Here is a 20,149-nt window from a genome sequence, read left to right as displayed (position 1 = left end):
GCAAAATCGGCCGATATTCACGGAAAACGCAAAAAAAATCGGAATAACGAAATTGTGAAAGCGCTATCTATTCCGTTACGCTGTGCCTTGAATCGATCGCGATTCCATTTAAGCCAAGGGGGGAAATTCCACATGCAACAAAACATGCGTTGGTGGGCAAAGGCGGCCGCGACGGCGACCATCCTGACATCGGTGCTGAGCGCCTGCTCGTCGGGCAACACGTCCGAGTCGTCGCCCGCTTCATCATCGGCAGCGCCCGCGGAGACAGCGGGCAGCAGCGCGAGCGCCACGGCATCCGCCGAAGCGTCGAACAACGAGCACTATACGATTAATTGGGGCATTCACTTCCAGGCGCCGGGCGTCATCGCCGATACCCGCGTTCAGAAGGAGCTGGAGAAGCGTTACAACGTGACGATCAAGCCGGTCAAAATTACCGATGCGAGCATCGCCGGCGGCGAAGTGCCGGACGTGTTCACGCTAAGCGATCCGAGCGCGGTCGCGGCCTATCAGACGCAAGGCGTGCTGATGCCGATCGAGCGATCGCTGATCGGGGAGCGGCTGCCGGAATACGAAGCCGACATTCAATCGGTGCCGGGCAATTTATTCGCGCCGGCCACCTTCGACGACAAGCTGTGGGCGATTCCGATGTTCGTGACGCTTCGCGGCTACGATTTTGCCGGCCTGTGGCGCACGGATTGGCTTAAGAAGGTCGGCATCGAGAAGACGCCGGAGACGCTCGAGGAGTTCGAGAAAGCCGTATACGCGTTCGCCAAAAACGATCCGGACGGCAACGGAAAGAACGATACGTACGGCTTGACGGGCACGATGACGACGACATGGTCGTCCGGCTTCTACAACATATTCGGCGCGTACGGCGTGGAGCCGACGATGTGGCATGTCCGCGACGGCAAGGTCGTCAACGGCTCCGTCATGCCGGAGACGAAGGAAGCGCTCGCCACGCTGCGCAAGTGGTACGCGGACAAGGTGATCGATCCCGAATTCATCACGGATACGCAGGAGTCGTACCGGACGAAGCTGTTCAACGGCCGCATCGGCTTCATCGAAGAGACGATCGGCCGCCTGTATCGCGATGACGCCTCCACCATCGCCAGCATGAAGGAGATCAACGCCTCGGCGACGCTGGCGCCAGGCGTGAATCCGACCGGTCCCGGAGGCAGCGGCTCGTGGAGCTGGGGCTCCAAGAGCAACTACGTCGTGTTCGGCTCGCAAATGGCCAAGGACCAGGGCAAGCTGGATCGCATTCTGCAGATCATGCGGGATTACAGCACCGACCGCGGGCTGTACCTGCTGCTCAACCAGGGCTATGAAGGCGAGCAGTGGAAATACGTATCCGGCACGAGCGGTCCGACCGAATACCTCGACGGATGGGCCAAGGTCGAAGACAGAGATCAGACAGGCGCGCGCATGTTCGCCCTGGGCGCCATCAACACGAACGCCATGCGCACCGACCTGACGGATCCGGACCTCACGGCCGCCATTCAAAAATACGGCGCGGGCGACAACTGGACGGACGCCACCTACTTTATGGTGCTGCCTTCGGAAGGCATGTACAAAGCGGATCTGACCCTGCTGATGCAGCGCACGTTCGCCGAGATCATCACCGGGCAGAAGAGCCTGGACGACTATGACGCCTACGTGAAGCAATGGTACGCCAAAGGCGGTCAGAAGCTGACCGATGAAGCGAACGGACTGTATGCCACGCTGAAGTAAATCGCCTGAAGCGGTGCGCCTCTTCGCCGGGAGAGCGAAAAGGCGCGCCGTTGAATCCGAATCCGCAGGAGGAATAATGATGAAAGTCAGAATTTTCAGGCGAATTGCGGTTTGGACGGTTTTTCTGACTTTGCTGTGGGGGCTGCTGCCGCCCGCGGGCGGTGTCATTCGGACGGCAAGTGCCGAAGAGAGCGGCAGCTTGACGATTCAAGCCTCGCTGTATCCGAAGCTCGAATGGACCGAGGACGCCGGCGCGTCGCAATACCGATTGACCGTACAACGGCAAGGAGAAGCGACGCCGGAGGCCGTGTACACGTTGCCTGCCGGCGTGCGTTCCCTCGCATTGCCGAACCGTCTTCAGCCGGGCGCGACCTACGACCTGACGGTCGAGTCGGGCAGCGCCGGGAGCTGGACGGCGTGGGCCGAGGATTCGCTCGCGACGCCGGCCGATCGGGAGCAGCTCGTGTCCGACGCGTTCGAGGACGATGCGGTCGGCACGCTGCCGGCGGGCTTCACGAAGTACACCCCGGATGCCAACAACACCGTACAGGTCGTCGCCGACGGGACGCAGCACCGGATCGAGCTGAACCGGTCGGTAGGCTCCGCCGTATACGGGCCGGCGTTCACGTATCCGTTCGGCGCGCCGCTGACGGACGGCATCGTCAGCGCGGAGTTCAGCGTGAAGCGTTCGAGCACGCAGCGCTTCATCTTGTATTCGCTCGGCTACAGCCTGACGCGCTCGCAAAATGCGGCTTGGGCGTTCGTCGACTACAACCGCCATTACTTGAACGATCCGACGTACCGCGACGTCGGCGCGATGAACGCCGATACGTGGTATCACTACAAGCTGGTCGCCGATATTGATGCGGGGACCTACGACTTCTACATCAACGGCGTCAAGGCGAACGCGGCGCCGGTCGCGTTCCAGGCAACCCAGCCGATCCGCGAGTTCACCGTGTACAACTCCGCCGGGCGGGGCGGCGGCGATCTGGCGTATCAGACCGGCCCGTACTGGGTCGACGACGTGACGATCCGCCATTCGCGGACGCCGCCGCGGGCGGTAGCGCCTGCATCCGGCGCGAGCCAGCTCGGGTTGACGGAGACGCTGCAGTGGCAGGACAGCGGCGCCGAGGACTATTCGATCGTGATCGCGCGCGACGCGGCGATGACCGACATCGCATGGAGCGGCGCGGCGGCCGGTACGGCGGACAGCTTGAGCATTCCCGCCGCCGCCGGGCTGGACTACGACACGACGTACTACTGGCGGGTCGTCGCCCATGACGACGGCTGGAGCTGGTCCGCCGACACGGCCAGCTTCAAGACGATGAAGGATCCGGCGGGCCCGCAGGACGTGAGCCGCTATCCGTCGCTGACCTGGACGGCGGTGCCGGGCAGCGACGCGTACACGGTGAGCATCGCGTCGGTCGACGGCACGCCTCAATCCTACGCGTACAACGGCATTGCCGGCACGCAATTTACGGTGCCCTTCGCGCTCGACGCTTCGCGCAGCTATAGCTGGCGCGTGCTGGCGGACGACGGCGTCACCGAAGCGGGCAGCGGCTTGTGGCGGACGGAGGCCGACGACAGCGTCTGGGTGTCGGAGGACTTCGAGACGGCCGCGACGGGCAGCGTTCCCGCGCCGTTCGCGGCATTTGCGCCCGGCACCGTCAGCACCGTGCAGGTCGTCGAGGCGGGCGGGGAGCGCTATGTCGAGCTGAATCGCTCGACCGGATCGACGGATGCGGGCCCGGCGCTCATCTATCCGTTCGGACGGACGGTCGCGAGCGGCACGCTGGACGCGTCGTTCCGCGTCAGACGCGATGCGACCCAGCGCTTCCTCACGTATGCGATGGGCAACAATCTGACCTACAATCAACAGCCGGTATGGGCCTTCGTCGACTACGGCAACGTGTACGCGACCGACCCGACCTACCGGTCGCAGGGCAAGATGGATGCGGATAAGTGGTACGACTACCGCATGGTCGTCGACGTCGATGCGGGCACGTACGACCTGTATATCGACGGACAGAAGACGAACCAGCAGCCGATCGCGTTCCAGGGCGCGAATCCGCTGACCCAGTTCATGGTCTTCAACAAGTACGGCAGAGGCGGCGCGGACAACGGGTATCATACCGGCGCCTACGACGTGGACGACGTGACGGTCGCCTGGCAGCCGACTTCGCCGTCCGCAGTCGGTCCCGTCGACCGCAGCGAGGACACGTCCGTCACGCCGGCGTTCGAATGGCGGGACGCCCACGCCGATTCGTACACGCTCGTCATCGGCAGAGACAGCGGACTGACCGAGGTGACGCAGGTAATCGACGGCATTACGGACAACGCGTACACGCTGCCTGCGTCCGCGGCGCTCGATTACGACACCGTCTACTACTGGAAGGTCGTCGCACACAAAGGAGCCGACAGCTGGTCCGGCGGCAGCGCGGCGAGGCTGACGACGCAGCTCGACGCCAGCGGCAACCGCATGCCCGTGCTGTTCTCCGCGGCGCCGACGGAGGCGAAGCCGGGAGAGATGTTCCAGCTGTTCGGAGCAAGCTTCGATACGGACGACGTGCGGCTGCTGCGTCTGGACGATACGCCGGCGGCCGGCCTCGAAGCTTTGATCGGCGCCGCGGCCGATCCGGAAGCGCTGGACCGCGACGAAGCGGCGGCGATCGGCGAGCCGTACGGCAACGATACGGCGCTGCGGGCGGTCGTGCCGGCTGCGGAGACGCCGGGCATGTACGCCGTATGGGCCGTGAACGATACGCAGTGGAGCGCGCCCAAGCTGCTCAACAAGACGACCGTTTACTTCGCGTCGCCGAATCGCTTGAACACGGCTTCCTCGCGCGAGGTGCGGATCATCGGCAAGCAGCTTGCCGGCGATTCGAACGCGGCTTATGTATATCTCGTCGACGAGGAAGGAGACGCGACGGCGGTCACGCTCGAGGAAGCGGGACCGTACGAGCTCGTGTTCGAATGGCCGCTGGCGCTGGGGCCCGGCACGTACGAGATTTGGACGCACAACGGCTACGGCGGGGCGTACGGCTGGGGAGAGACGCAGACGATCGAAGTCGTCGACGAGCCGTTCTCGACCTACTCGGTGTCGATCGCGACCTACGGCGCGATACCGGACGACGGTCTCGACGACCGGGCGGCCATTCAGGCGGCGCTGGACGCGGCCGACGGCAGCGGCGGCGGAACGGTTTTGGTGCCGGCGGGCACGTACGATATTTCAAATACGCTTCACGTCGGGGAGCATACGGCGCTGAAGGGGCTTGGCAAGGACGCCGGCGGCGAGCATCAATCGGTCATCAAGTTTATAACCGGCGATCCCGTCGGTCCGTCGACAGGCGGCATCGGCAAGGCGATCGTTCGCGTCGGACCCGGCTCGGGCGTCGAAGACCTGAAGCTCGTCGGCAGCGTCAGCGTCGACATGGGCATCGACGTCGAGGACGGCGCGGACGACGTATTTATCCGCAACAACGAGGTGCGCAACTACTTCCCGACGAGCGGGATCAAGGGCTATTACAGCGGCGTCTCGGGCAGCAGCGGCACGACGGATTATTTCGAGCGGCTGCAGATCGTGGGCAATACGTTCGAGGGCTACAACGGCATCAACTTCGACCTGTCCGAATACGGCCGTTTTATCGACAATACGGTGCTGACGCGGCGGTATACGCCGATCGCGTTTACGAGCTCGTCCAAAAACATCATCGAAGGCAACACGATCGACGGCCGCAACGCCTCCGGGGTGAGAGAGGCGAGCCGCGGCATCACGTTCAACACGGGCTTCGACCGTCCGGGCCTGAAGCCGAACGAGATGAACTATGTGTCGGATAACAACATCACCTACGTCGGCAACCAGGCAGCGCCCACCAACGACGGCGAATACGTGCTGTTCGACAACAACGGCGACGCCCCGTTTCCGAACACGCATTATTACGGCGCGGTGGCGGACGGCACGCCCGAATCCTTGACGTTCGCCAACGTGAGCTGGACCGCGAACCAGATGAAGGAGCTGTACGTGCTCGTCGTCGACGGCCGCGGACTCGGGCAATACCGCAAGGTGACGGGCAGCAGCGGCGGCACGATTTACGTCGACAAGCCGTGGGTCGTCACGCCGGACTATCGCTCGAAGGCGGTCGTGGCGCGGTTCCACACGCTTAACCTTGTCGTAGGCAATCATGCATACCTCAACAAGGGCAACAATTTCGTGCTGTGGGGCAACGTGCTCGACAACATCGTGGACGGCAACGAAGCGGAGCAGGGCGGCTCCACCGTGTCCGCGCTCGATCATTCGTCCCATCCGAGCCAGTACGGCGCGGCTTACTACAACCTGATCCAGAACGCGGATTCGCCGGAGGCGGCGATCACCTATTCCGAATACGGCTACGGCAGCACGGCGCGCGCGTCGGTCATCTCGTACGGCAATACGCTGCGCCGCAACGACACCGACAGGCTGTCGTTCCGCACCAACTCGGTGCAATCGGCCAGCGGGAGCGTGCAGGCGAATCTGCTGGAGCACAACAAAGTCGGCAGCGCCATCGTCGTCACCCCCAATGCCAGGAACAACGTGCTGCGGGAAAACGCGGTGTCCGGCGCATGGCCGCTCGTCGCGGACGGCGGCGAGTCTACGATCGTCATCGAGCGCGGACTGCTCCCGGCGCCGTCGGAGGTATCCGTCATCCCGGCCGTATACGGCGTCCAGTTGAACTGGTCCGCGGTGACGGGCGCGGACGGTTACTATGTCTTCCGCAAGCTTCACGGCGCGGCGACTGCAGCGTACGAGCGGCTGGACACCGGCACGGGCGCCGGCCCGCTGGCGGCGACGAGCTGGCTCGATGCGGAGGCGGCGGTCGGCGAGCTGTACGATTATCGCGTGGCCGCCTATGCGGATGGCTTCGGGCAGGGTCATGCCGGGCAGCCGCAAGCCGGGTTCAGCGGCGCGATCACGGCGACGTCGCTGACGGCGGCGGAATGGCAGTGGACCGCTCCGTATGACGGGGAGGTCGAGGCACTCGCTTCGCTCCGCAAGCTGGACGGCTCCGACTACGGCTTCGAGCTGCGAGTCAACGGCAATCCCGCAGTCGGCGCATCCGTGCTGACTTCGGTGTACCAGGCGCACGAACGGATCTCGCTGCAGGCCGGCGACGAGCTGACGTTCGTCTGGACGTCTGCCGATCCGGCGGCCGATGTGCAAGCGCACTACGGCGTGCTGTTCACGCGGGACGCGCCGATTCCGCTCGCGCCGCAGCAGGGTTCGCACGACGTCGTCACCGACGGGGCGGCCTTCTCGTGGACCGACGTGCCGAGCGCCGAATCGTATCGTCTGCTGATCGGCACCGATCCTGCGCTGACGTCGCCGACGTTCGTATACGAGGACATCGCGACGAATTCGTTCACGATGCCCGCCGCAGACGGGCTCGACGAGCTGACGACCTATTATTGGAAGGTGCAGGCGGTGGACGGCTCCGACGTCTGGGAGCGGGCCGACGCGGTGCAGCAGATTCGCACGGCGCCGTACGGACGCGAGCTGCTGTACGCGCAGAACTTCAACGCCTTAAGCGGGCTGCCGTCGGCCTGGACCGTTCGAACGGGCACGACCAGCAGCATCGGCATCGCGGAGGTGCCGGGCAGGTTCAACCGTTCGCTGGTTATCGCCTCCGAAGGCCAGCAGGACGCGCCGAGGCTGACGATTCCGCTGCCGTCGACGCTCGATAGCGGCAAGGTGCATCTGAGCTGGGACGTCATGCATACCGGCAACCAGACGGCCCACTTCCAGCTGTTCCCGGCCAAGGCGCCGGTGACGGCCAGCGGTCTGAGCGGCCTGTTCTCGGCCTACGGCTACTACTACGTAGACTGGAGCCCGGCGTCGACGTATCCGAGCCTGCTGAACCAGTGGAGGCATATCGACATGCTGCTCGATCTTGATACGAATCAGTACACGGTCGACATCGACGGCGTGCGGCTCAAGCTGAACAACGGGACCGAAGTGTTTACGTACGCGCCCGGGGCGATCGATACGCTCGTCCTGCAGTTTTCCTCCGACCGCTGGCCGGCCGTCGTCTACTTTGACAATATCGCAATCATGGCCGTAGAGGAGTAGAGAGATTTGAGCCAGATCCGACTGTTCTGGAAATACAAAGAGCTGAGCGTCATGCTGCTGGTTGCGTTGTCGGCCTTCATTTTGTTCAAGTTCGGTCCGATGTACGGCCTGCTGATCGCGTTCAAGAACTTCAAGGTGGTGGAAGGGGTGTGGGGCAGTCCGTGGGTCGGACTGCTTCACTTCCGCCGACTGTTCGCCGACCCGAACTTCTACACGCTGTTCCGCAATACGATGCTGATCAACGTCTATTTCGTGCTGATCGTCTTTCCGGCACCGATCGCGTTCGCCATTATGCTGAACGAGCTTCGGCATCGTTGGTTCCAGCGGATCGTCCAGACGACGACGTATTTGCCGCATTTTATCTCGTGGGTCATCATTTCCGGCCTTTTCATCTACTTCTTGTCCCCCCAGCATGGGCGTCGTCAATTATGTGATCCAGCTGCTCGGCTTCGATCCCGTCTTCTTCATGGGCGAAAAGCAATATTTGCGGCCGCTGCTGGTGCTGTCGATGCTGTTCAAGGAGCTGGGCTGGAACTCGATCATTTTCTTCGCGGCGATCGCCGGCATCGATCCGCAGCTGCACGAGGCGGCCGTCATGGACGGCGCCAAGCGGTGGAAGCGCATCTGGCACATTACGCTGCCGTGCCTCATGCCGACCGTCGTCGTGATGCTGATCCTGAGCTTGGGCGGATTTTTGAACACGAACTTCGAGCAAATCTACAACTTTCTCAATCCGCTGAACTACGACCGCGGCGACGTGTTCGAGACGTACGTGTACCGCATCGGCCTGCAGCAGTTCCAATACAGCTACACGGCCGCGATCGGGCTGTTCAAGTCGGTCGTCGGGCTGACGCTCGTGCTGCTGACGAACGCGATCGCCCGCAAGGCCAGCGGAGGCGAGCAAGGACTATGGTGAGGAGAGAGACGCAATGAACTTAAAATCTCCGGGCGAAAAGGCGGTCGACGCGGTGCTGTATGCGGTGATCGGGGCGGTGCTGCTCATGGTGCTGTACCCGTTCGTCCACGTCCTGTCGGTATCGTTCAGCGACCGCGGAGAAGCGCTTCGCTACGGGTTTCACTTTTTCCCGAGATCGTTCAGCCTGGAAGCCTACGAGCAGGTGTTCCAAGCCCGCAACATCTGGGTCGGCTACAAGAACACGCTGTTCCGGATGATCGTCGGCACGGCGGCGAGCCTGCTCGTGACCATCCTGGCCGCCTATCCGCTGTCCCGCCCTTACTTTCCGTACAAGCGGGCGTTTACGCTGGTCATTCTGTTCACGATGCTGTTCGACGGGGGGCATCATTCCGACGTACCTGCTGCTGCGCGATCTGGAGCTCATTAATACGCGGGGCGTCTACGTCGTGCTGCATATGGCCAGCGCGTTCCATGTGCTCGTCATGATGAGCTTCTTCCGCACGATCCCCAAGGAGCTCGAGGAGTCGGCGCGCATCGACGGCGCCGGCGAGATGCGGACGCTGATGCGGATCATGCTGCCGCTCACCGTGCCCGTGCTGGTGACGCTGACGCTGTGGAATCTCGTCATGCATATGAACCAGTTTTCCGACAACCTGCTGTACGTGACCGATCGCGGCAAATTCGTGCTGCAGTACGTGCTTCAGGAAATCTTGATCCAGGACCGTCAGGACTCGTTCGGGTCGTTGACGCAAACCCAGGAGCCTCCGGCGCCGGAGAGCCTCAAAATGGCGTCCATCATGGTGGCGATCACGCCGCTGCTCGTCATCTATCCTTTCTTGCTGAAGTACTTCGAGAAGGGCACGATGGTGGGCTCGGTTAAAGGCTGAGACTGCCGGAGCAGGAACAGGTTCAGGATCAGGATCAGGATCAGGATCAGGATCAGGATCAGGATCAGGATCAGGATTAGGATTAGGATTAGGATTAAAGACAGGCGCTTATTCAGCAAAGGGATGAGGGAGACGAAACATGATAGCGATACGCAGTACGCTGCCGCTTGTCGAACCGCCGACATGGGCGCTGCTGGAGCGGGCGCTCATCGCGCGCATGAACGAGGCGGCGGAGCTGGCGATCTCCCGGTACGTCCGCGAGGACGGAACGATGCTGTGGCCGCCGGACGCAGATCACGAGGACATCGACGCGCTCGACGATATGTTCGAGAGCTTCCACAACTGGCCGCTCCTGTATATGCTCGGCGGGGACGAACGGCTTCGGGGATGGTCGCTGCGGCAGTACGACGCGATCGTCAAGCAGTTCGCGGGCGTTCAGACGGGCCACGGCCATCCGATGGTCGTGGACGAGTACGAGCAGGGATACGACTGGTTCCACCAGGGCGAGGGTTACATCTTTTTTTTACTTGCTGAACATGATGGATCCGACTGTTGCGCGTAACCGCGAACGCTCGGTCCGATACGCGAACTTGTATGTGGAAGAAACGGCCGGCAACTACGACGCGGCGCGCAACGTGATCCGCAGTCCGCACAGCGGGAGCATGGGGCCGGGCTGGCGCAACTTCGCCGGCAAGTCGTGGGGCTATGCGAACTGGAAACGGTTCTACGGCTTGCCGTTCCAGGACGTGCCGGGCGTCGGGCGGCTGGACGACGTGAAGGAAGAAGCGGCGGCCGGGGCGATGGGCCAGGCGCTTGAAGCGCGGCAGAGCCGCGGCGACGCGGCGGTGAATCTGGCCGTCACGTCGATGGTGGCGCAGGCTTACCTGCATACGGGCGACGACAAGTACCGCCTGTGGATCGAGCGCTACGTAAGCGGCTGGATCGAGCGGGCGGAGGCGAACGGCGGGGTCGTGCCCGACAATGTCGGATTGGGCGGGCAGGTCGGCGAGTATACGGGCGGGAAATGGTACGGCGGCTACTACGGCTGGACGTGGCCGCACGGCTGGCATGCGGTCGGCTGCGCGGTGATGGCGGCGGCGGAGAACGGCTGGCTCGTCAGCGGCGGCGACGGGCGATACTTGGATTTCGCGCGGCGGCAGCTCGACGCGCTAACGGAGCGGGGCATTGTGCACCGCGGCACGCTGCATGTGCCGTACAAGTACGGCGATCCCGGCTGGTACGACTACGATTTGTGGATCGACAGCGTGCTGCTGGCGGACGGGAGCGCGTCGCGTCCGCACGAGCCGACCGGCAGTCCGGTGCTGTGGCGGGACGGCTGGTTCGAATTTCAGCCGATGGAGCCGCACTTCCCGGCGCATCTGTGGCATGCGTCGATGGCGGAGGCCGACTGGGACCGCGCGGTCAAGCTGCGGCACGCGCACGAAGACGACGCGCGGCGCGTCCGGTCCGGCTTCCGCGTCAAGAAGGACTTCGGCGGCAACGACGAGCCGTGGGCCGCTTACTTGCACGGGGAATACCCGGATTATCCGCTGCATATGCTCCGGCACAGCCTGACGCTGCTGTATTACCGGCTGGCCTTCATCCATCACGATCGGGAGGATCCGGCGTCGTATCGCGAGACGTACTTCCAGTATCGCAATCCGGTCGTGACGGAGGCGCTGTCGCAGCTCATGTGCGGCGCGCCGCGCATGATCTACAACGGCGGGCTGTGGTTCCCGCGCGTGCGGTATTACGATGCGGAGCTGCGGCGTCCCGGCGTGCCGGACGACGTGGCGGCGCTCGTCAGCCGGCTGACGGAAGACGAGGTGGAGCTGGAGCTGGTCAATCTGCATCCGTCCCGCGCGCGGCGGCTGATCGTGCAGGCGAGCGGCTACGGCGAGCACCGGATCGTTCGCGTCCATGCCGGGCAGCTGTCCGGCGAGCTGAAGCTCGCGACGTACGTAGAAGCCGGGGCGCCATGGCCTGCCGCCGAGCGGACGACGCGGACGACGGAGATCGGCGCGCCGGCGTTCGAGGTCGAGCTGGCGCCGGCTTCGCGGCTGCCGCTGGTGCTCGAGGTGGAGCGCCATGCTTACAAGCCGAGCTATCGGCAGCCCTGGGAGAGGGCATGAGTAGAGTGCTTGCGGGAGAGCACTTGAGGAAGCGGATTTCTGGAAGAGGACTTGCAGAAAAGTGCCCGCGGAAGAGGCTTTGCTGAAGAGTACTTGAGGGAGGAGGACTGGAGCGGAAGTGACAGCCATGATCGAGGATATACGAAGCTTTTATTTGCAGCACGGCCGTCGGGACCCGATCCCTTACGGCATCGGCTGCGCGTACGTGAGGGATGCGGCGGTTCACCGCGCCGCCTACGGGAGCGGAGTCCGGTATTTCGATACGTCCTATAACTACGGCAAAGGCGCGAGCGAGGAGGTGCTCGGGCAATTCATTGCCGAGACGGACAGGCGGACCGTGTTCATCGCGACCAAGGCAATCGTCGTGCCGCTCCGGTTAAGCGGTCCGGAGGCGGCGGCGCTTGTCCGGGCGAGCCTGGAGGCAAGTCTCGGGCGGCTGCGCACCGACTATATCGATCTGTATCAATTGCACGAGACGACGTCGCTCCATCAGGCGTTCGCCGAGGACTGCATCCTGCAAATGCTTCAGGCGGCGCGGCGGGAAGGCTTGATCCGCTATATCGGGATCGGCACCGCCAGCCACGAGGTGCTGGGGGGAAGCGGCGGCAAGCGGGGCGTTCGACAGCATTCTGACCTATGGCGACTACACGCCATTGGAGCAGAGCGCGCAAACGCTCATTCAAGAGGCCGCAGCCTCGGGCGTCTGCGTCGTCAACGGCAGCCCGCTCGCCGGCCGGCTGATCTCGCGCGAAGACCCGCTCAGCCTGGCGCTGACGGAGGACGATCATCGGCGGCGGCGCTTGCCCGCCGCGGTCGCCTACCGGGGCTGGTGCGCGCGCGGCGGCGTCGATCCGGTCGGCTTCGCCTTGCAATTTCCGCTCGGCTGCTCGGATATCGCGCTGAATTTATTCGGACCGGCATCGCTCGACCAGCTTGAGGAAAATCTGGACCTGCTGGCAGAGCCGTTCGAGCAGCAGGCGTACGATTCCTGGCTCCGATGGTATCGGGCGTGGCGCGGCGGCGGCTCCGGTCCGGAAGATCGCCGGGAGGGGGAAAGTGGTCATGCGCTATCTTGACAGCCACGTGCACTTCTGGCAGCTCGCGCGGGGAGATTACCGCTGGCTGAAGCCGGGCAATGCCGCGCTCTATCGGGACTATGTACCGGACGATCTGTTCGCCGCGGCGTCGGGGTGCGACATGGAAGGCTTCATCGCCGTACAGGCCGCGGCGACGACGGCAGAGACGGCGTATTTGCTGGCGCTGTCCGACCGGCATGAACGCATCGCCGGCGTCGTCGGTTACCTGAACCCGCTGGCGGATTCGTTCGCAGAGGACTACGGCAGGCTCCGCCGCCATCCGCGATTCGCGGGCATCCGCATCGACCGCGCCATCGTCGAACCTTGCCGCCAGGAGCCGGCCCCGGCGCGCCTGCTGGCCAATCTGGCTCTGCTGGAGCGGGACGGCCTTGCCGTCGATCTGCTGATCGGACCGGCGGACATGCCGGTCGTGGCCGGATGGCTGGCGCGACTCCCCCCGGCTAAAGGCGGCCATCAACCACATCGGTTCGCCGGACGTCCGCCGGGGCGAGCTGGAGCCGTGGGCCACGCGGATGGGCGAGCTGGCGTCGTTTCCCCGCGTTTATTGCAAATGGTCGGGGCTGATCACCGCGGCGGGGGGCGCGGATGCCGAGGCGCTCGCGCCGTATATTGGGCGGACCGCGGAGCTGTTCGGTCCAAGCCGCATCCTGTTCGGCAGCGATTGGCCGGTCGCCTTGACGGCGGGAACGTATAGGGACGTCGTGCGGCTGTTCGAGCGGCTGCTGCCGCAGGCGTGGAGCGAATCGGAGCGGGACGGCGCGAGACGGGCGAACGCGCGGCGATTTTATATGGAAACGGGAGACCGGTCGTTATGAGAGAGAGGCAGCTACATTATGCCCAGCTTCGCGAGGGAGCGGAGGTCGCGTTCCGTCAGCAAGTCGAACGTGAGGCCGCCGCGCTGCGGGAAGGCTGGGAGAGCGAAGGCTTGAGGGAGATATCCGTATTCGCCTGCGGCCCGTACGTGTGCATGTACGCCGAGCGCTTGGACGCGGGGGAAGGTGCCGTCTGGGATTGGCCGCGTTGCTACGAGTCGTATTTGGAGAAATGGCCTCCGGCGGCGCCGGCCGGGAAGCGGACGGGCGGCGCGGACGAGGCGCCGTTCAGGCTGGCGGTCCCGATGATCGATATTTTCCACGACGGGCTTGCGGAAGAGCTCGAAGCCTCGGGCGTCCGGCATCAGCCGGAGGAACGGATCGGCACCCTCGCGCGGTTGAAGCCGGCGCTGGCGTCGAGCTACATCTACTATCACTATCAGCGTCAGGAGGAGACGCCCGGCAGCTTTAATGCAAGCTGCGTCATCGGCAGCGCCGGCGCGCTTCTGTTCAACTACCGCGAGCTGCCGGCCGTCGCGGGCGCGGTCAAACGGCAGGGGCTGCTGAAGACGAATCATTCGCCGGCCGACTGGCACGAGGTCATGGCGCCGCATTTCGATCCGTGGGCGGATGCGAAGGCCGGAGAGGAGCTGTGGCGCGGGATGGAGCGAATCGTATGAAAAGCCTGCTCCTCGATATCGGAAGCACTTCGATCAAGTGGGCGGTCTACGACCGGGAGAAACGGCTGAAGTCCGAGGCTGCTTCGGTGCCGTTTCCGATGCCCGTGGAGAATCGTCCGCCTATACACGAGGTGAGCGCCGAGGATATCGTCCGGCCTGTCATGGACATGTTGCAGCGTTATGACGCCACGGTGGACCGCCTTTACATCTCCACGCAAATGCACGGATATTTGCTCGGCGACGGCAGCGGCGGCTTGCTAACGCCGTATATCTCCTGGCAGGACCGGCGCAGCACGCTGTCCGCGAACGGACGGAGCTGCCTGGTGCAGCTCCCCGTTCGATTGCCGCCGTCGTCGGGCAGCAGCGTCAAGCCGAACTCGCCGCTGTGCGGCTTGTTCGCGATAAAGCTGCTGGAGCCCGAACTGTTTTCGCGGGCGCGGCGCTTTTACACGCTGGGATCTTATATCGCCTGGCGGCTGACGGGCGCGAATGCGACGCATATCACGGATGCGGCAGCTTGCGGGATGTACAACAAGGAAAACGGCACGCCGCAATTTAACCCCTATCCCGAGCTGGAGCTGCCCGAGGCGACGATGAAGGTGCTTCCCATCGGCTTTTGGGGGCATGTAGCGGTGTACAGCCCGGTCGGCGACCACCAGGCTTCGGTGCTTGGAAGCGGGCTGCAGGACGAGCGCGAATACTTGCTGAATCTGGGGACGGCGGCCCAGCTTTGCGTCGTCGCGGAGTCGCATGCCGAAGGCGCGTTCGAGAGCCGGCCGTACTTCGGGGGCCGGACGCTGTGCACCGTGTCCGGCCTGCTTGGCGGCCGGGAGATGGCGGCCCGCTCCGGCACGGCCGGGCTTGCGGACGAAATGACAAGCGGCTACGAGTCCGCGATGATCAAGCTGCCCGCCAGAGCGCGGCTGCTCGTGACCGGCGGAGCGGCCAGGCATCATGGGGCGCTCGTGTCCGCGGTCTGCGATCGGCTGAACGTGCCCTATCGGCTGCGTTCGGATCGCGATGCGCTGGACGGGCTGATCGAACTGATCGATCGGACGGATTGATCGGACGGATTGATCGGGCGGATCGATGCACATTTCGATGAACGGGTTGATGAACGGATTCGTTCGAGCAAATGAAGAAGGTGAAAACGATTTGAAACCCAACGAGATATATGCGGGCACGATGCTCAGCGAGATTCCGCTGCCCAATATGGCCGTGCTGTTCAAAAGCGGCGGACTGGACTTTTTTTATCGTCGATACGGAGCACGGCGGCTTCGACCACGCCGCGCTGTCGGGACTTATCATGACCGCCCGGCTTGCCGGCATCACCGTACTGGTGCGGCTGGCGGATCATGCGCGCAGGGATATTACCCGGCTCATGGACATGGGCGCCGACGGCGTGCTGCTGCCGATGACCGGCAGCAAGGAAGACATCGCGGCCGTCGTCCGGCATGCCAAGTACGCGCCGGTCGGGCGGCGCGGCATCTCGACGACCCGCGGCCATACCTTTTATGCGCCGCCGGCCTTGCGCGATTATATGCGACAAGCCAACGAACGCACGCTTGTATTCGCGCAGATCGAATCGAAGGCAGGACTGGACGCGATCGAGGAGATCGTCGGCCTGAACGGCGTTGACGGCGTCATCGTGGGACCGAACGATCTGGCCTGCGATCTGGATTGCCTCGGGGAGGCAGCGCCGATCCTGGACGCGATCGCCGCCGTCGCGGCGGCGGCCCGCCGCCACGGCAAGGTCGGCGGCATCATCACGTCGGAGCCGGCCTTTCTGCGGCATGCCAAAGCGAACGGCATGGGCATTTACTGCATCGGCAGCGAACTTCATATGCTGAAGCTGGCATGCCGGGGCATTACTCAACAAGTAGAGGAGCTGCAACGATGAACCGAATTCGTCTCGTCCACCGCGACCATCTGAGCTGCGAGCCGATCCTTCGGCGCTGTCCGAACGGCGAGCTGATCTGCGTCGGCCAGGTCGGCGACATCACGGAGCCGGCGCCCGGCAATCGGGTCGTCGTTTTTCATAGCAAAGATAAAGGAGAGACCTGGTCGGAGCCGTTCCCGATCTATCCGGAAGACGGCCGGGCGGTTTACGCCACGGAGCTGATGCTGCTGGACGGCGTGTTTTACGCTTTTTTTGACGCTGCACAACGGTCATTTCGTCAACTGGCAGTGCACGACGATGCAAAGCCGCGACAACGGCTATACGTGGGAGGACATCGGCATCCATCCCGCCCTGCCGAACTACGCCTTCGCGCGCGGGATGATTCGGCTGAGCAACGGCGACATCGTCATTCCGTATCAGCACTACCCGATCTCCCCCGAGGAAAACGACCGTCTGGCGCAGAGCGGCCTGAAGATATGGGAAGCGCGCATCTCGCATGTGGAAAACGGGGTGCTGATCAGCAAGGACAACGGCCGGACCTACACCCGGCACGAAGGGCCGCGGACGCCGATCAAGGGGGGAGGGTCAGCCCAAGTGGAACTGGCCCGAACCGACGCTCGCGGAGCTGTCCGACGGCACGCTCGTCATGCTGCTGCGCGTCAACGAGTCCGGCTGCCTGTGGCGAAGCGAGTCGCGGGACGGCGGAGCCGTCTGGAGCGCGGCCGAGCGCACCGACATCCCCAATCCGTCCAACAAGCCGAAGCTGATCGCCATGCCGGGCGGCCGAATTGCGCTCATCCACACGCCGAACGGCAGGCACGGCATGCTGGAGCGTACTCCGCTGGCGGTCTGGATCTCGGACGACGACATGCGGACCTGGGGCTACAAGCGGACCGTCAGCGATTTTCCCGGGGGCTTCTGCTATGCGGACGGCATCTGCGAGGAGGGGGGCAGGCATATTCGATTCACGATCGAGTACAGCCGCTTCAACATTTTGTTCGTCGATCATGAGGTAGAGTTAGAGGTCGAGGTCGAGGCAGAGGCAGAGGAAGAGCCAAAGGCAGAGGTATAAGGCACAGCCCGGCGGCGAGGAGGGGGAGAGCGAGCGATGAGCGATAACGGACGGCCGATCGAGACCGTCATCTATAAAGAAACGAACGGCGCGCGCCTTAAGCTGCTGGTCTGCAAGCCGGACGGCTGGCACGAAGCGGACGGCCGCTCCGCGGTCGTATGGATTCACGGCGGCGGGTGGCATAGCGGCGCACCGGAGCAATTCTTGCGGCACGGCCGGATGATGGCGGACCGGGGCGCGGTATCCTTCAGCGTGGCGTACAGGCTGCTGCCGAGCCCGGGTACGCCGGATACGGCCGGACGCGCGTCCTCGCTCGAGGATTGTATGGCGGACTGCCGTTCGGCGATCCGCTTCATCCGTAAGAACGCCAGCCGGTTCGGCATTCGCCCGGATCGAATCGCCGTCGTCGGCGATTCGGCCGGCGGCCACCTGGCAGCCAGCCTCGCGGTCGGCCCTGCGGTCGGCCTCGTTGATGGCCGCGACTCTGAGCAGGCTAGCGCGGACGCCGATCGCGAGGTTTCCGCCAGGGCCGATCTCATCGTCGATTGCAACGGCATCGTGGATTTTACGGGGAAATGGAAGCAGATGATTCCGGCGCGGCCGCCTGTCGCCGGATGCGAGGACGACGCTGTTCGCGCCTGGATGGAGAGGCATGAGCGAGCCAAGGCATGGTCGCCGCTCTATCGCGTGTCGGCCGGACAACCGCCAATGCTGATCCTGCACGGCCTGGCCGACGACGTCGTCGCGCCCGAGGATGCCGTCCGCTTTTATGACGCCTATCGATCTGCCGGCAACGACGCGGAGCTGGCGCTGTACCCGGGCTGGCGGCATGCATTTATCCTGTTCGACTATACGGCGGCGGAGACCGAGGTGCTGCGCGCGATGGGGCGGATCGAGGCGTTTCTGGCGCGGCATGGATATATACAAAACTGAGTGGAACGGGAGATGTCGTATAAGGAGCGGCTGATAAAGCAGCAGCAGCAGCTAGTGCTATCCTGCAAAAGCTTTTGCGCGATAGACGGAGCGACGAACGGGTGCGGCTCTCGATCGTGTACTTTTACGCGATAGCCCCATCGATGACGCTTCACTCTTAATCGATTGATCATTTACGCCATGCCGGACTCGTTTGATTTTCGCTAGGACAGGTCAGCCGGATGTTCCGGCTGGCTTTTTTTCTGCGAGAGGGCACCGGACTTGATTCGGACCGGAGGGACGTTATTAACCCGGATCGAGGCTAAAAAAGACCGGCAACCCCGAAATAACGGCCCCTGAGTCCGCAAGCATCTCCCCATCCGTCCGCTACGCCAATGCGCAAATCCAAAAGCCGCAGGCGCTTTTTCCAATGCTCGCATTTGCGACGGAATTTAGCGATCCAAGCAGGAAATGCGAGATTAATGTCGAATTCCTGTGGGTCGAGAAGCCGGATGAGTCATCTTCCTATTTTTCTAAAATGAAAGGGGCGGACTTATTGCGTTATGCGATCGGAAGCGCGGTAATCAGCGCATGTCTGCTGCTCGGTACGACCGGGCCGTCTATTGCACAGGCGGCTTCCTCCCAGTCGAAGAGCGGCGCCGCGGTGAAAACGGCTGACGTGAAGGCGAGCAAAACGTATGCCAGTAGTACCGTCGACCGTCTGAACGTACGGACGTCGCCGAAGCTGACTGCGTCGGTCATCCAGATGATCGGCAAAAGCGGCAGCTACGAGGTGCTGGACAAGCAGGGCGAGTGGCTGAAAATTCAACTGTCGGACAAGCAGGCGGGCTGGGTATTCGCCGATTATATGAAGCAGACGAGCGGAGGAACGACGGGGCAAGTCATCCCTGCGGTCGTCAAGACGAGTAACGAGCCTGCGGTCGTGAAGATCACGGACGTTACGAATTTGCGCAAAGGTCCGAGCACCGAGGACGATATCGTAGGCAAGGCGCAGCCGGGAGACACGTATCCCATTCTCGCCAAGGTAGGGGACTGGTATCGCATCTCTCGCGGTACGAAGGGAACTGCCTATGTGGCTGCATGGGTCGTATCGACGGGCGGCACCGGCAATTCCGGGACGAAGACGGCGACGTCGGTTAGCGGCCGGCAGGTTTATATTTATCATACGCATAATCGGGAATCCTGGAAGAACGTCGCGACGCAGACCAAAGGCTCGTCCATCGACGACCCCAAGGTCAACATCACGCTGGTGGGCGAACGGCTGGGAACCGCGCTTGGGAAAAGAGGCGTCTCGGCCTTCACGGCGGACGACGATATTACGGAGCGGCTCGCTACAAAAAACTTGAGCTTCTCGCAGTCGTATACCGAGTCTCGTAAAATCGTGCAGACGGCGATGAAAGAGAACGCGTCGCTCGGCTACTTTTTCGATATTCACAGGGACGGCGACGTGCCGCGCAAGCAGACGACGGTGACGATCGGCGGCAAGACGTATGCACGAGTGCTGTTCGTCATCGGCATGGGCAACGCGGATTACAAAGCCAACAAGCAATTCGCGGAGGCGCTAAGCGAACGACTGGAGAAGAAATATCCGGGATTGTCGCGCGGCGTGCTGATGAAGGACAAGGCGCACGGAGACGGCGAATACAACCAATCGCTGTCGCCGAACAGCATGCTGCTCGAATTTGGCGGCGCCAACAACACCTTGCAGGAGGCGCTGAATACGGCCGACGCGTTTGCCGATATATTCGCCATGTATACGGGGACGGAGATATAGCAGGATAAAAATCATCCCGAAATATATGGGAGAGCCATGAGCAACCTTTCCTGGAGAGGTGCGTTCATGGCTTTTTCTTCGTTTTTGCCGTTTTATATTTGAACATTCATTC

General features: G+C 63.1%; 15 protein-coding genes and 3 pseudogenes. 17 read left to right on the top strand and 1 reads right to left on the bottom strand.

What is annotated here, in order from left to right; all coding sequences use genetic code 11:
- Positions 1-132: 132 nt before the first annotated feature.
- Positions 133-1,731: a type 2 periplasmic-binding domain-containing protein gene (locus tag OMP38_RS16790; RefSeq protein WP_277566149.1), complete on the top strand. Its 1,599-nt coding sequence runs from the start codon at positions 133-135 to the stop codon at positions 1,729-1,731.
- Between the two features lie 79 nt (positions 1,732-1,810).
- Positions 1,811-7,834 (top strand): right-handed parallel beta-helix repeat-containing protein, encoded by a 6,024-nt coding sequence (locus OMP38_RS16785; RefSeq protein ID WP_277566148.1) that lies wholly within the window; start codon positions 1,811-1,813, stop codon positions 7,832-7,834.
- Between the two features lie 245 nt (positions 7,835-8,079).
- Here OMP38_RS16785 and OMP38_RS16780 read toward each other — a convergent pair whose 3' ends face one another.
- Positions 8,080-8,226 carry a hypothetical protein gene (locus OMP38_RS16780; protein WP_277566147.1) on the bottom strand — a complete coding sequence of 49 codons (147 nt, stop codon included), beginning with the start codon at positions 8,224-8,226 and terminating at the stop codon, positions 8,080-8,082.
- On the opposite strand from OMP38_RS16780, the gene OMP38_RS16775 reads away from it, so the two are divergent.
- From OMP38_RS16775 to spoIIP, 15 genes and pseudogenes are all read left to right on the top strand, one after another.
- The gene (locus OMP38_RS16775; RefSeq protein WP_338130579.1) at positions 8,181-8,750 is read left to right on the top strand and encodes an ABC transporter permease subunit; all 570 of its coding nucleotides are present in this window, start codon (positions 8,181-8,183) and stop codon (positions 8,748-8,750) included. The genes OMP38_RS16780 and OMP38_RS16775 overlap by 46 nt on opposite strands.
- A gap of 13 nt (positions 8,751-8,763) precedes the next feature.
- The gene (locus OMP38_RS16770; RefSeq protein ID WP_277566146.1) at positions 8,764-9,177 is read left to right on the top strand and encodes an ABC transporter permease family protein; all 414 of its coding nucleotides are present in this window, start codon (positions 8,764-8,766) and stop codon (positions 9,175-9,177) included.
- 28 nt (positions 9,178-9,205) lie between these two features.
- Entirely contained in the window at positions 9,206-9,637 is a 432-nt protein-coding gene (locus OMP38_RS16765; protein WP_277566838.1) for a carbohydrate ABC transporter permease, read from the top strand.
- Positions 9,638-9,776: 139 nt separating this feature from the next.
- Positions 9,777-10,199: a DUF8034 domain-containing protein gene (locus tag OMP38_RS16760; protein WP_277566145.1), complete on the top strand. Its 423-nt coding sequence runs from the start codon at positions 9,777-9,779 to the stop codon at positions 10,197-10,199.
- Positions 10,174-11,769, top strand: a complete 1,596-nt coding sequence (locus tag OMP38_RS16755) for a DUF8034 domain-containing protein (protein ID WP_477100079.1) — start codon at positions 10,174-10,176, stop codon at positions 11,767-11,769. Before OMP38_RS16760 ends, OMP38_RS16755 begins: the two co-directional genes overlap by 26 nt.
- A 127-nt stretch (positions 11,770-11,896) precedes the next feature.
- Positions 11,897-12,346: pseudogene (locus OMP38_RS35940) on the top strand (aldo/keto reductase); the annotation flags it as partial.
- A gap of 76 nt (positions 12,347-12,422) precedes the next feature.
- On the top strand, positions 12,423-12,845 hold the full coding sequence (locus OMP38_RS35935) for an aldo-keto reductase family protein (protein ID WP_420869665.1): 423 nt from the start codon (positions 12,423-12,425) through the stop codon (positions 12,843-12,845).
- Positions 12,832-13,290: pseudogene (locus OMP38_RS34765) on the top strand (amidohydrolase family protein); the annotation flags it as partial. The gene OMP38_RS35935 and the pseudogene OMP38_RS34765, both read left to right, overlap by 14 nt.
- A gap of 28 nt (positions 13,291-13,318) precedes the next feature.
- Positions 13,319-13,681 (top strand): amidohydrolase family protein, encoded by a 363-nt coding sequence (locus OMP38_RS16745; RefSeq protein WP_338130577.1) that lies wholly within the window; start codon positions 13,319-13,321, stop codon positions 13,679-13,681.
- Positions 13,678-14,358, top strand: a complete 681-nt coding sequence (locus OMP38_RS16740; protein ID WP_277566143.1) for a hypothetical protein — start codon at positions 13,678-13,680, stop codon at positions 14,356-14,358. The genes OMP38_RS16745 and OMP38_RS16740 overlap by 4 nt, the downstream gene beginning before the upstream one ends.
- Entirely contained in the window at positions 14,355-15,422 is a 1,068-nt protein-coding gene (locus tag OMP38_RS16735; RefSeq protein ID WP_277566142.1) for an FGGY family carbohydrate kinase, read from the top strand. The genes OMP38_RS16740 and OMP38_RS16735 overlap by 4 nt, the downstream gene beginning before the upstream one ends.
- Positions 15,423-15,532: 110 nt before the next feature.
- Positions 15,533-16,258 carry an HpcH/HpaI aldolase family protein gene (locus tag OMP38_RS16730; RefSeq protein ID WP_277566141.1) on the top strand — a complete coding sequence of 242 codons (726 nt, stop codon included), beginning with the start codon at positions 15,533-15,535 and terminating at the stop codon, positions 16,256-16,258.
- Between the two features lie 619 nt (positions 16,259-16,877).
- Positions 16,878-17,330: pseudogene (locus tag OMP38_RS16725) on the top strand (exo-alpha-sialidase); the annotation flags it as partial.
- A gap of 36 nt (positions 17,331-17,366) precedes the next feature.
- Positions 17,367-18,263, top strand: coding sequence for an alpha/beta hydrolase (locus OMP38_RS16720; RefSeq protein ID WP_277566140.1), 897 nt, complete (start codon positions 17,367-17,369; stop codon positions 18,261-18,263).
- A 535-nt stretch (positions 18,264-18,798) separates the two neighbouring features.
- Entirely contained in the window at positions 18,799-20,037 is a 1,239-nt protein-coding gene (spoIIP, locus tag OMP38_RS16715; RefSeq protein WP_277566139.1) for a stage II sporulation protein P, read from the top strand.
- Positions 20,038-20,149: the final 112 nt, after the last annotated feature.

Source organism: Cohnella ginsengisoli, assembly GCF_029525555.1.
Lineage (GTDB): Bacteria > Bacillota > Bacilli > Paenibacillales > Paenibacillaceae > Cohnella > Cohnella ginsengisoli.
The sequence above is the reverse complement of the archived record's forward strand: the minus strand, read 5'-3'. Positions and strand labels throughout refer to the sequence as shown.